Annotated in this window: 15 protein-coding genes; 1 reads left to right on the top strand and 14 read right to left on the bottom strand. The window is 33.2% G+C overall.

The genetic code is table 11. The features are described 5' to 3' along the window. Window positions 1-7: 7 nt before the first annotated feature. From recN to ABW636_RS11820, 14 genes are all read right to left on the bottom strand, one after another. Window positions 8-1,666 carry a DNA repair protein RecN gene (gene recN, locus ABW636_RS11885; RefSeq protein WP_367590225.1) on the bottom strand — a complete coding sequence of 553 codons (1,659 nt, stop codon included), beginning with the start codon at window positions 1,664-1,666 and terminating at the stop codon, window positions 8-10. A gap of 146 nt (window positions 1,667-1,812) precedes the next feature. Continuing rightward, the gene (gene porD / locus ABW636_RS11880; protein ID WP_367590224.1) at window positions 1,813-2,700 is read right to left on the bottom strand and encodes a type IX secretion system protein PorD; all 888 of its coding nucleotides are present in this window, start codon (window positions 2,698-2,700) and stop codon (window positions 1,813-1,815) included. Beyond that, window positions 2,693-3,904, bottom strand: coding sequence for a bifunctional phosphopantothenoylcysteine decarboxylase/phosphopantothenate--cysteine ligase CoaBC (gene coaBC / locus ABW636_RS11875; protein WP_367590223.1), 1,212 nt, complete (start codon window positions 3,902-3,904; stop codon window positions 2,693-2,695). Before coaBC ends, porD begins: the two co-directional genes overlap by 8 nt. 3 nt (window positions 3,905-3,907) lie before the next feature. After that, complete coding sequence (locus ABW636_RS11870) at window positions 3,908-4,243, bottom strand: DNA-directed RNA polymerase subunit omega (RefSeq protein WP_367590222.1); 336 nt, start codon at window positions 4,241-4,243, stop codon at window positions 3,908-3,910. Between the two features lie 13 nt (window positions 4,244-4,256). Beyond that, window positions 4,257-5,051 (bottom strand): outer membrane protein assembly factor BamD, encoded by a 795-nt coding sequence (locus ABW636_RS11865; protein ID WP_367590220.1) that lies wholly within the window; start codon window positions 5,049-5,051, stop codon window positions 4,257-4,259. A gap of 243 nt (window positions 5,052-5,294) precedes the next feature. Further along, window positions 5,295-6,221: an ion channel gene (locus ABW636_RS11860; RefSeq protein ID WP_367590219.1), complete on the bottom strand. Its 927-nt coding sequence runs from the start codon at window positions 6,219-6,221 to the stop codon at window positions 5,295-5,297. A gap of 15 nt (window positions 6,222-6,236) precedes the next feature. Next, entirely contained in the window at window positions 6,237-7,112 is an 876-nt protein-coding gene (gene dapA, locus ABW636_RS11855) for a 4-hydroxy-tetrahydrodipicolinate synthase (RefSeq protein ID WP_367590218.1), read from the bottom strand. 1 nt (window position 7,113) lies between these two features. Then, window positions 7,114-7,638 (bottom strand): DUF6913 domain-containing protein, encoded by a 525-nt coding sequence (locus tag ABW636_RS11850; RefSeq protein ID WP_367590217.1) that lies wholly within the window; start codon window positions 7,636-7,638, stop codon window positions 7,114-7,116. 134 nt (window positions 7,639-7,772) lie between these two features. Further along, complete coding sequence (locus tag ABW636_RS11845; protein WP_367590216.1) at window positions 7,773-8,453, bottom strand: lysoplasmalogenase family protein; 681 nt, start codon at window positions 8,451-8,453, stop codon at window positions 7,773-7,775. A gap of 94 nt (window positions 8,454-8,547) precedes the next feature. Then, window positions 8,548-10,542: an NAD-dependent DNA ligase LigA gene (gene ligA, locus ABW636_RS11840; protein WP_367590215.1), complete on the bottom strand. Its 1,995-nt coding sequence runs from the start codon at window positions 10,540-10,542 to the stop codon at window positions 8,548-8,550. 97 nt (window positions 10,543-10,639) lie between these two features. Continuing rightward, complete coding sequence (locus ABW636_RS11835; protein ID WP_367590214.1) at window positions 10,640-10,963, bottom strand: LOG family protein; 324 nt, start codon at window positions 10,961-10,963, stop codon at window positions 10,640-10,642. Between the two features lie 3 nt (window positions 10,964-10,966). Then, window positions 10,967-11,230 carry an LOG family protein gene (locus tag ABW636_RS11830; RefSeq protein ID WP_367590213.1) on the bottom strand — a complete coding sequence of 88 codons (264 nt, stop codon included), beginning with the start codon at window positions 11,228-11,230 and terminating at the stop codon, window positions 10,967-10,969. An 11-nt stretch (window positions 11,231-11,241) separates the two neighbouring features. Beyond that, the gene (prmC, locus tag ABW636_RS11825; RefSeq protein WP_367590212.1) at window positions 11,242-12,096 is read right to left on the bottom strand and encodes a peptide chain release factor N(5)-glutamine methyltransferase; all 855 of its coding nucleotides are present in this window, start codon (window positions 12,094-12,096) and stop codon (window positions 11,242-11,244) included. A gap of 34 nt (window positions 12,097-12,130) precedes the next feature. After that, window positions 12,131-12,619: a GNAT family N-acetyltransferase gene (locus tag ABW636_RS11820; protein WP_367590211.1), complete on the bottom strand. Its 489-nt coding sequence runs from the start codon at window positions 12,617-12,619 to the stop codon at window positions 12,131-12,133. A 129-nt stretch (window positions 12,620-12,748) separates the two neighbouring features. On the opposite strand from ABW636_RS11820, the gene ABW636_RS11815 reads away from it, so the two are divergent. After that, the gene (locus ABW636_RS11815; RefSeq protein ID WP_367590210.1) at window positions 12,749-13,210 is read left to right on the top strand and encodes a hypothetical protein; all 462 of its coding nucleotides are present in this window, start codon (window positions 12,749-12,751) and stop codon (window positions 13,208-13,210) included.

The following is a 13,210-nucleotide window of genomic DNA, read 5'->3' as shown; positions in this document are numbered from 1 at the left end:
TTAAATATTATTTTAAATTCAATAATGATTTTGCATGACTCAAGGCAGAATCAGAGCTATTTTTCCCACTTATCATTTCGGCTATTTCCTTAACTCTATCTTCATTGTTTAAAAGTCTGAGCTGTGTGATAGTCATATTTTGTACATCTTCCTTATATACTTTATAATGACTTTGCCCTTTGGCAGCAATCTGAGGCAAATGAGTAATACTAAATACTTGCAGGTTTTTGCTCATCCCCATCATTACATCTGCCATTTTATGCGCTACCTCACCAGATACTCCGGTATCTATTTCATCAAAAATAATCGTTGGTAATTGTGAATATCTTGAAAGAACCGATTTGATCGCCAACATAATTCTAGATAATTCACCTCCAGAAGCTACTTTTTTAAGTTCTCCGTAATTGCCTCCCTTATTAGCAGAAAACAAAAATGACAGTTCTTCTTTTCCGTTAGACAAATATTTATCCTGTAGCTTTAATGCTCCCTGAAAAGAAGCATTTACCATTCCTAATGATGCAAGAATAATCTCTAATTCTTTTATTAGTTTAGGAAGTGCTTTAATTCTTTTCTTATGAATTTTTTCTGCGACTTCATCCAACCCTTTTTTTATCGTGACAATTTCTTTTTCGATTACACTAATATCATCTTTGAGAGATTCTGTCTTAGAAACTTTTTCTTTTAACACCGTCTCGACACTAATTAATGCTTCTATATCTGCACATTGATGTTTTACTTGAAGATTATGCAATAATTCTATTCGCTGACTAATTTGCTCTAGACGTTGTGGATCTGCTTCTAATTTTTCGAATTCATCTAATAAAGATGCACTAATATCATCTAACTCTATATATAAACTCTCTACTCTTTTTGAAAGCTCTGCAAGAGAATGTGAGTAGGATGCAATCTTAGAAAAACTATTCTTAATACTAGACAATTGATCAGAAACCCCTACCTCCTCTGAAGAAACAATAGAAATTGCTTCTGATAACCGCTCTTGTATTTCTTCAATATTATTTAATTGTGCATATTGTTCTTCGAGCTCTGGTAATTCATTAGGTTTTAGCTTTGCTTCTTCTAACTCTTTTAACAAAAAAGAATTATACTCATACTCTTTTGTAAAACTCTCTTGATTCTCTAGTAACTCATTAAGGGTTTTTTCTTTATTTTTAAGTAATATCAACCCTCTTTGATAAGATTCTATCTCTCGACCAGTATCTGCCAACGCATCCAATACTTCAAATTGAAAATCATTAGTGGTGACTTCTAATGTTTGATGCTGACTATGAATATCTATTAATTTTTTTCCTAGTGCCGCCAAAGATTGCAAGGTAACCGGAGTATCATTTATAAAAGCTCTTGATTTACCCGATGGTAGGATCTCTCTCCTAATAATGGTTTGATCTTCATAATCCAGCTCTTCTTCTTCAAAAAACTGAGTTAAATTATACTGTTGCACTTCAAAAGTGCCTTCTATAACACATTTCTGAGAGCTATCTTTAACACTACCTAGATCGGCTCTTTTACCCAATAATAACCCTAGAGCACCAAGTAATAACGATTTACCAGCTCCTGTTTCTCCAGTAATCGTAATCAAACCTGTATCAAAAGATACCTGTAATTGTTCTATTAACGCGAAGTTTTTTATTGAAAGACCTCGTAGCAAAGGATCAAAGTATTTAATTGTTTTAAAAAAGTAAAGATACTATAGTTTTAAAAAGATTAGATAGGATGGTTTATTTTTTATCAAATAAAAACAAACATCGTTGCTTACAAACAAAAATGGTAAGTTTTTCTATAAATCCGGTGGTGTTAAAACTTTATAGATTTCCAGTTATCAGAATAGGTAGGTGCTATACGGTTTAAAACCTGAACAGTTTCTGCTATATTTACAGAAGGACCTCCTGACAGAATACTAGAAACCTCATCTGCTTTTGCATCAAAAAACACACGCATCATATAAGAGTTAGGTCTCGAATTATGCATTTTGTTTAAAGATTTCATAGATTCTGTAATTACTTCTTTTCCTTTTTTTACATTATTATGCATAATATCCAACCCTTCTCTATGATATTTATACAATGCCTCTCTATAGCCTGCAAAGGTACCCGAAAGAAGATCATCATTAAGCGTAAATCTATTGGGATCTCTCTCTCGTTTCCACCCTAACCTATTACTTCCTTGAGCATTACTAATTATATTATTAGCCTCCTGATAGTATTTGGTACCTCCATTTAACTCAAAACTATCTGCATCTATACCCAAAATAGTGTATAAATAATACGCTATAACAGAAACCAAATTAGAATCAAAATTATTAGGATTATAGTTTAACGGTTGGTACTCGAGATAATTAAAACCAAACTGTTTATCATTCACATTAAAAATTGTAGTTGTATATCCTGACCCATATACCGGCCTAGACGCAAGTACTTGCAAAGTTGCATCAAACACATCATTATCATACTTCTCTAGCGTGATAAAAAAACTACAGTTTATACGCTCTTCTGTTCTATAATCAACATCCGTCCATTTTGTATTATTAATGAATTCTGTTAAGGAACGCTCCAGTGTTTTAAAGATCTGCAAATTAGGATTACCCGTTTGTGCCGCATTAACAGCTACAGTTGCATTAAACTCCTGAGCAGAAGCAATAAAAGTAAAGATGCTAAATACGATAACAAGAAATAACTTATTCATTTTTTAATGTATTTATTTCATTAAATATATCTTGGGCCACTTCTGACTTTGTTTTTAAATCAAACGCTTTTACTTCGAGTTTATGATTTATCAAAGTTACTTTATTTGTTTGTCCTTTGAAACCAGCACCTTTGTCATTAAGTGAGTTAAGAACAATCAAATCCAGGTTTTTCTTTTTTAGTTTGGCAGTAGCATTTTCCTGTTCATTCTGAGTTTCTAAAGCAAACCCAACTAAAAATTGTTCTTTCTTATTCTCTCCCATCCATTTAAGGATATCATCTGTTCTCTCTAGTTCTATCGAAAAATCTTCACTTTTCTTTTTAATTTTCTGATCTGCAACATTCTTTGGTCTATAATCTGCTACTGCTGCTGATGCTATCGCAATATCACATGTATCATATAACCTTGTTACTGCTTCATACATTTGTTTTGCACTTACTACTCGGGATATTTGAATTTGAGAATGTGCTACATCAATCGCAGAAGGCCCTAAAACCAAATGCACGTTAGCTCCCAATCCCGCAGCTGTTTTAGCCAACTCAACCCCCATTCTACCACTAGAATGATTCCCAATAAACCTAACGGGGTCTATAGCTTCATAAGTAGGTCCTGCTGTTATCAAAACTTGCTTTCCTTTTAGAGGGAGTTTACCCAATATATCGTCTTCTATAAATGTAAGGATATTTGTTGGTTCTGCCATACGGCCAGGCCCCACCAAACCACTGGCTAACTCTCCTGATTCTGAAGGAATCATAATATTACCGTAACTCTGTAGTTTCTCGAAAGTTTGATGTGTAGAAGGATGCTTATACATGTCCAAATCCATTGCCGGAGCAAAATAAATCGGACATTTTGCAGATAAATACGTAGCAACTAATAGGTTATCACTACTACCGGTTGCCATTTTTGACAATGTATTTGCAGTTGCCGGGGCAATAATCATTAAATCTGCCCACAATCCCATTTCTACGTGATTGTTCCACGATGCATTTTCATCTTCTTCATCAAAAAAAGAAGAATACACTGGATTTTTGGATAACGTAGACAGCGTCAGAGGTGTTACAAAGTCCTTTGCAGCAGGTGTCATCACGACTCTAACCTGAGCTTCAGCCTTTATAAATAAACGCACCAAATTTGCTGTTTTATACGCGGCGATACCGGCAGTGACACCCAGCAATATTTTCTTACCGCTTAAAACAGACATAAATTATAATGATTCTGTATCCTCTGCTTTTGTGTTTCTGTGGTAAATTTTACCATCTAACCATTCTTGCACAGCAAGCGCATGTGGTTTTGGTAACCTTTCATAGAACTTTGAAACTTCAATTTGTTCTTTATTTTCAAAAACTTCTTCTAAACTGTCATTATAAGTAGCAAATTCATCCAATTTTTCAAGAAGTTCCTTCTTTATATCTGTATTGATCTGCGTAGCTCTTTTAGATATTATCGATATGGCTTCATAAATATTGTCAGTTCGCTCATCGATACGATTTTTATCAATTGTGGTAGTATTTACCGGAGCATTACTTTTTTTCAAATCCATCTTCTACTTTTTTCTATTTATACTGTTCTAATCTTGTCTTAATATCTTGCCCTAATTCTTCGGCTTGTTCTAAATATTCTCCTTTTGTTTTATAATACTTCTTATAATTATTATAAAATGTTTGAGCGGATAATAAACGTTCTTCTACTAAATTCTCATAACTACCAACTGCCAGTAAATATTGAGACTCTAACTTGTAATATAATACTTTTTCTTTAAAAATAGATCCAGGATAATCCACCAGATAATTATCAAAGGATGAAATAGCTACCTTAAAATCTTCTCTATGATGATAACGTTTTGCTATTTCGTAGGCTTTTTGTTCTTTTTTATTTCTAAGCTCAGATACCATATCATTTGCTCCTTTCACTCTTTCACTCTCTGGAAACTCATTGATAAACGACTGAAGTTTCTCTATTGCATTATCTGTATCTTCCTGATCTAGACTATATCTTGGAGATAAATGATAGTAACTTTTAGCTCCTTTATAAAGTGCTTCTTCTCTTTTTTGACTTTTTGGATATGATTTGCCATATCTTTCGAATTGATAACCCGCCAAATAGTAATCTTCTAATTGATAATATGTATCTGCATAATAATACATAACTCTTTCTGCCTGAGGCTTTCCTCTATATTGAGGTACTACCTGCTCAAAAAGCCTTAAAGCTTTCTTATACTTTCCTTCTTTATAATAACTTTCGGCAGCTTTATATTTAGCCCCTATATCTTTGCTTTTAAAAACTTTCTGGTATTGACTACAAGAACCTAGAAAAATTGCTAAAACAAATACATATAATAATCTCTTCATATCTAAAAAAACATCTGGCAAAAATAGCTATTTCTACCTTATTACAAAAACTTTAACCCATCTAATAACCAGTTACCACTCCAAAGTACCAAATTAACGTACAAACCTATAAAACAAACGATTAGACAGCACCACAAATTAAACTCGAATAACTGTATCAAATAAACTTTCTCTAAAAACCCATTATTAAAGCAATTGTTGCAAAAATTAACCTCAACACTTTGATTTACGAAAGGAGTTTAATCACAAAATTTCAGTTTTTACCGTTTTATCCAAATTATCATGATCTAAAACCACATATCCATTCTTGTCGTAATAAAAAGCAGGCACAAAACGATGGTCTTTTTTTAGCTCTAGGAAAGTATAAGAATGTGTCTGGTGCACCTCTTGTTTAAACGACTCATCATAATAACTAACTAGTATTAAAACTTCTCCCTTTAATTCTGTTAACTTGTCTCTTTCGCATTTATACAAAGGGCTTTGTTTATTAATTGGGTGCACAATTGTCCATGTAGTTGGTAAATATGTAATTGAATTACGCTCTAATTCGAGTTTATAAAAATTATTTACAAATTTCTCATCTTCATCCTTATGTGATAGTGTAAGCGTAGCCTCTATTTTAGGACTAATCATCACATTAGCACTTCTACTCATCAATCTGAACATAATACTATCGCCATCATTATGTTTACGAAGCACCATATTTTCACTAAACCTAATACTTGATCGAGGTCTGGAAAATCGACCATACAACAAGCCTGTTACAAAAGAAAAGCTTAACAACCCTACCAAAGCTTCTATAGAAGACACTATACCATAAGCAATCCCTTTAGGCGCCATGGCTCCATACCCTACAGTAGTAATTGTTTGAGCAGAGAAAAAAAAGGCATTCGCAAAATCTTCAAAAAAACTTCCTGTAGGCTCGGTTATATTGGACACCCCTAAAAAAGTATATACCAAGGCAAAAACAACATTAACCAGTGTATACCCCAGTAGCACCCACAAAAAAAACTTACCCCAACCAATAGTTACCAGATATTTATAACTTTCTGACAACGAAGTAACCCTATTGACATGTTTTATATTAAAAGAACCATCTGAGTTTACAAATCGTTTAGCATGCTTGTTAGACGACTTACCAACCCCAGGATCTTTTATTTCTTTTGCCATTTTAGAAAATAAAACTTAGTTATTAGCTATATATTCTTTTATTTTTAAAGCTAAGCCTTCGGAAACAGGCACTAATGGTAAACGTAAATTATCCTCACACACTCCTTTTGCCTTAAGGATATTTTTAATTCCGGCAGGATTTCCTTCTTCGAATGTATAATCCAAAACTGGTAAAAGCTTGTACAAAATATCGAAAGCAGCTTTGGTTTTTCCTTCCAACCCTAACCGTATCATCTCAGAAAACTCTTCTGGAAAACCTTGCCCTACAACACTAATAACTCCATCTCCTCCAGCAGCTACTGTAGACAAAGCCAATGCATCATCACCCGAGATAACTTTAAACCCTTCTGGCCTATCTTTAATAATTTTCAAAACCTGTGTAAAATCCCCTACTGCTTCTTTAATCCCAACTATTTTATCTAACCCAGCAAGACGCAAAGTGGTTTCTGCTGTCATATTAGTTGCGGTACGAGAAGGGACATTATATAACAAAACCGGTAACGGAGAAACATCATTTATCATCTTATAATGCTCATATATTCCTTGCTGACTTGGTCTATTATACATTGGAACAACCGATAGTATAGCGTCAAGATTAACAGTATCTACCTTTTTAATCTCTTCTATAACGGCAGCTGTATTATTACCCCCTATTCCTATCACCAAAGGAAGTCTTTTATTGTTTACTTCTACAATATGAGCCACTAAGCTCTTTTTCTCTTCTTTTGTAAGCGTAACTGACTCTGCTGTAGTACCCAATACTACAAGATAATCTACCTTACCTTCTATGCAAAAATTAACCAATTTAGTAACCCCTGAATAGTCTATTGAACCATCCTTATTAAAAGGAGTCGCTAACGCTACTCCTGTTCCTGTGAGAAAATCACTCATGTTATATTATCTGTAAAATTTTTAAATACTTTTTCAATTCTGATATGAAAAGATTGGTATCATTAGTTGTTGCCCCAATAATCAAATCATTAATCCTGTGATCTACTGTCGTAAAACCTACCTTAAACTTTGCTTTAGAAGCAGCTGCCACACAATCCAATTCTATTGAACTTTCTTCATAAAAATTAATTAACACATCATAATCTTCATTAACAAAGTCCAATAACCCTTTATTTTTAATCATCCCATTAACCCCAAAGCTCTTCTCACTATAGTATGCAGCATCTTTATCATCTGCAATCTCTTTCATGTCTTTTTTAAACCCCATTACCTTGAGTTTATCCGACTTAACACCTAACTCATTCGCCAGTTTCAATAACGAAACAATATTAACCGATTGAGATGCATCAATTAGCACTGCAAGAGTTTTTAGGCTAGAAATACCGTTAGAGGCTGCATCTCTTTTTTCTAGATACACCTCTACACTTTTTTTTATCGCATTTCTTTTAAGACCTTTAAAAATCATTTATCAAAAATTAATAAGCCACAAATGTAACTATTTTACATTTTAAAATCACATCGCTTACCTTAAGAAAAAAAAAGAATATCTAAGAAATATTACAACATACTTTAGGAATTACAAAAACAATCCATTTAGTTTTAAAATTTATTAAGCTTTAAAGATGTTGGGCTTGATATTTTGAATTGTACAAGAAAAAAAACAGCTAACAATTGATAAATAGCATTGATCACCTTGAATTGAATTGTCTGAACATAAAACCTATCAAGCGCAAAACAAGAGTCACTAATTACAAAATTAAGTATTGCAATCAAAAAACACAGGGATTTTGAAGATCTAACATTGACATAATGAAAAACGGCTCCAATAAAAAGAAGATAAAGTATCAATAAATAAATAGTACCATACCATCTAATATCGCCCATCGCTTCTTGAGTAGCATCATAGATCTCGTAAACAATAAATGTCCAAATAACAAAAAACACTACTAAATAGATAATATCCACTTCACTATAGGTTATTGGCTTATAATTTTTCCACAAAAAATAAAACAATACCAAATAACAAACCCCGTAGCTCAACAAAACATATAGAAAACTATTTTTAAAATCTGTTAGAAGAAAAATATCACCCAAAAAACACAGCAATAAAACCGTCACAAACACCCCATCAACCTTCTTAGTATTAAACCAATACAACATAAAAAACAGTGGCACTGTCATTGGCTTAGCATAAAACTCAAGATCTGGAAACTGTATTACTTTACTCAAAATACATAGCCCTCCTGTAATACTTAATAAGATGTAGATAAGAATTTTCATGTGTTTTCATTCTTGTTTTAAATATCACACAAAACTCGTCTATTAAACATTTTATTATATCCAACAAAAAAACTTAATATGACTCATTTTATTCTTATGTAAGCTTGCTCAAAAATTCCTCTTCGCTAATAATAGGTATGTTTAATGTTTTTGCTTTTTCAAATTTACTAGGTCCCATATTAGCCCCGGCAACTACATATGATGTTTTAGAAGAAATCGAACTAGAAATCTTTCCTCCGTTATCTTCAATCATTTTTTTGAGTTCATTTCGAGATACTTTTTCAAAAACTCCTGAAACCACAAATGTATTCCCACTTAAAACCTCTGTTTGATTTGCAAGTTTCTCTGCAGATATCTCTAACTGAACTCCATACTGTTTCAACCGATAAATTAGCTTTTTATTTTCCTCATCGGCAAAAAATTCTACTACGCTTTGTGCAATTTTAATTCCGATTTCATCTACAGCAACGAGTTCTTCTTCTGTAGCTTCTATAATTGCATCAATAAATTTGTAGTGTTTTGCTAATTTTTTCGCAACAGTTTCTCCTACATAACGAATCCCCAAAGCAAACAAAACTCTCTCGAAAGGAATCTCTTTAGACCTTTCTATTCCAACCACGAGGTTTTCTGCACTTTTTTCTGCCATTCGCTCTAAGGGGATAACTTGTTCTTTTTTCAACTCGTACAAATCAGCATAATTAGTGATTAGCTTTTCATTTACCAACAATGCTACCGTTTCTCCACCTAATCCTTCTATATCCATTGCTTTTCGAGAAATATAATGCTGAATCCTTCCTATAATTTGTGGTGAGCACCCTGTATAATTAGGACAATAATGTTGCGCTTCGCCTTCTTTTCGAATGAGCAAAGTACTGCACTCTGGGCACTTATCAATATACGATGTCGGCAATAAACCTTCATCTCTTTTTTGAACATCTACCGCAACAATTTTTGGTATAATCTCCCCTCCTTTTTCTACAAAAACGATATCCCCTACTCGAATATCTAATTTTTCTATCTGATCTGCATTATGTAGTGATGCTCTTTTTACTGTTGTTCCTGCCAATAAAACAGGTTCTAGATTTGCCACAGGAGTAATAGCTCCCGTTCTTCCCACCTGATAGGTAATTTCATTTAAAACAGTAGATACTTGCTCTGCCTTGAATTTATATGCCATAGCCCATCTTGGAGCTTTTGCAGTAAAACCAAGTTCTTCTTGCTGCTGAAGATCATTTACTTTTATTACAATACCATCAGTTTCATAAGGTAAATCGTGTCGATGCTCATCCCAATATTCTACAAATTTCAATACTTCTTCGATCGAATTTACCAGCTTCGATTCTTCTGGAACTTTAAAACCCCACTCTCTTGCTTTTACCAAGCTCTCGAATTGTGTATTTATTCCTATTTTATTTCCTTTTATACTATAAAGTAAGCAATCCAACGGTCGCTTTGCCGTTTCACTACTATCTTGTAATTTCAAACTTCCCGATGCCGTATTACGAGGATTGGCATATGGTTCTTCTCCTGCAGCAACACGCTCTTCATTCATTTTATTAAACCCTTTGAAAGGTAAAATTATTTCTCCTCTAATATCAAACTTAGGCGGATAATCACCTTTCAACTTAAGAGGTACTGACTTAATTGTCTTTACATTTGTAGTTACATTATCTCCCTGAATACCATCTCCTCTGGTTACTGCTTTTGAAAGCACTCCGTCTTCATAGGTAAGATTAATAGATGCTCCATCATATTTAAGTTCGCACATATAACTCACTTCTCCATCAACCAATTTTTTGATTCGTTTTTCCCAATCCAATAAATCTTCTTTAGAATATGAGTTATCCAAAGAATACATGCGAAATTCATGGACCAAAGTCTCGAAGTTCTTTGTAATCCCCCCCCCAACCCTAAGTGTTGGAGAATTAGGATCATGAAACTCTGGATGCTTCTCTTCTAACTCCTGTAAAGCCTTAAGTTTCATATCAAATTCGTAATCACTTATCTCTGAAGTATCTAACACATAATAACTATAATTATACCGCCTTAACTCTTCTCTTAACTGATTAATTTTTTGTTCTATATCCATCTGAATTATACCTATTTCATTTTATGAGCTTCTAAAAAACTTGTTTTCAACCTTTATGCTCTACTCTTTATAAATCTTAATAATCTCTGTCTTTACCTTAAACTTGGTTTATTTTTAATCTTGCAGAGGTTTTTACGGGGCTATACTTTTTCATTTTAGCTAACAATCCATCAATACTAGTATCAACCAAAAGCAATTCATAATTTTCCATTTTTAAAAACCCTTTATGAACCATATTTTTTAAAAGAGTCAATAATTCATCATAAAAACCATTTGTGTTCAAAATACCAACAGGCTTTTGATGTAGCCCCAATTGTGACCACGTAACAACCTCAAACAATTCTTCTAATGTCCCGAATCCTCCTGGTAAAACTATAAACCCATCACTAAGCGTTTGCATTTTCATCTTACGCTCATGCATGGTTTAAGTAACTATTAATTCTTGCAAACCGAGATGAACTACCTCTTTTACTTTCAAAAACTCTGGGATCACTCCTATAACTTTTCCATTATAACGAATCACTCCTTTAGCTACCTCTCCCATAATCCCAATTTTAGCACCCCCATAAACTAGGGAAATTTGTTCTTCTGCTAGTTTTTTACCCAATACATATGCTTCAGAAACAATACTCGTATCATTTCCCATACTACTACCACAAAACACACAAATTGACTCTATCTTACTCATATATTTCCTACTTATTTAGTTAAAGAAGCTCGTATCATACGATCATTACCATACATATCTTTGCGCAAATCGACTGCAACAAACCCTTTATCTTCTATCATACTTTTTGTTTCTTCTCCCAAGTATTGATTAATTTCAAAATACAGTTTCCCATTATCCAACAAACTCTTTTGCGCCAGTGCAGTTATTTTATTATAAAACAATAAAGGATCATTATCTGAAACAAACAATGCGCCAGAAGGCTCATTATCCAAAACATTGGGCTTCATTTCTTGTTTTTCTAATTCGCGAACATATGGGGGGTTTGAAACAATTATATCAAAATTTTGAAACAGGCTCTTAGTTTCTAAAATATCTTCTTTAACAAACTTTACAGCTACCTGATTTTTCATAGCGTTCTTTTTAGCCACCTCTAAGGCTTTTTCTGAAACATCTAGCGCATATACTTTTGCATTAGGAAGGCTCTTAGCCAGCGAAATTGCAACACAACCACTACCTGTGCCAATATCTAATATCTTCAAAGAATTCTGCCTGCCTTTTTGATCCTTTACAATCCAATCTACTAATTCCTCTGTCTCTGGCCTGGGAATCAACACATTCTTATCTACAAAAAAAGACGACTCATAAAAATGGACTTCTCCAATGATATATTGAATTGGTTCTTGAGTTTTAAGTCTTTTTAAAGTTTCTGCAAAACGCTCTACTTCATCATTAGTCAATTTCTTACTCAAATTAACAGCTACTTCAATTCTTGTATAACCTATGATCGCTTCAGTGAGCATATAAAAAAGTGACAATACCTCTTCTTGTTCATAAATTTTGCTTAATTCATTTACAAAGCTGACTCTTAATTCTTTTACTGTCATCAAATCCCTCTTAATTTATACCCCTACAATAAAATTACAATTCCTTTATCATCCATTCCTGGCAACTATAATGTCCTGTATTTCCCATGGGTTTTTCTAACGATTCAAAGCCAACTTTCCTATACAACTTTCTAGCTGCCTCCATATATGGCATCGTTTCTAAATAACAATGTGTATACCCTTGTTTTTTCGCAAAATCAAGACATTTCTGCATTACATCAAAACCAACCCCTCTACCTCTGGCTTGAGGCAAAAAATACATTTTTTGCAATTCACATACGCCAGAAGAATCTGCTTCTTCGAGAGGAGCGATACCTGCACCTCCCAGAATTTTTTCATTTTCTTCGATTACAAAATATTCTTTACCAGTAAAATCATACGTCTCAAACATTACATCCAAAGCCTCATCTTCATAAGCAGTTCCCACCTTTGGCACCCCCATTTCTATTAAAACATCTCGAATTGCTCTGGCGAGCATTACGTTATCTTTTAATTGTATCGAACGAATTTTTATAGTACTCATATGCTTATAAATAGTATTTTTGCGACTAATTGTTACAATAGAGACACCGAGTCCTTACTACTCGATATTAAATCTACTAAATTAGCGCTTAAGAATATTGAAATATACGTCAAATCTACACAGAAATCAATGAAGAATTTTTTATTATTATTAACACTGTCTTCCTTTATCATGAGCTGTTCATTGTCTAAAAAACCTCATTTTAAATATGTAGATAAAATCGAGGTTAAAAATATGAATCTGGATCAAATAACACTTAGTGCAAATGCTGTTTTTGACAATCCAAACCACCTACAAGGAAAATTATCTATAGAAGACATAAATCTTTTTGTTGATAACATTGATGTAGGAACTATTTCTTCAACCGAATTTAATGTTCCTTCTAAAGATGAATTTACGATCCCACTACAAGGAACTTTTTCTCTTTCTAAAATTTATAAAAAAAACAAAAACAACCTTCTAAGCAGTGTTCTTAAAGTAATCCAGACGGATTCTATAAATATCCAATACAAAGGTACTATACGATATCACCTAGGCAGTTTCTCCTATCCATATACCATTAACAAAGAACAAAAAATAAGCATCAAATAA

This window comes from Aquimarina discodermiae (assembly GCF_040786235.1).
Lineage (GTDB): Bacteria > Bacteroidota > Bacteroidia > Flavobacteriales > Flavobacteriaceae > Aquimarina.
This window is presented reverse-complemented; position numbering and strand designations above follow the sequence as displayed.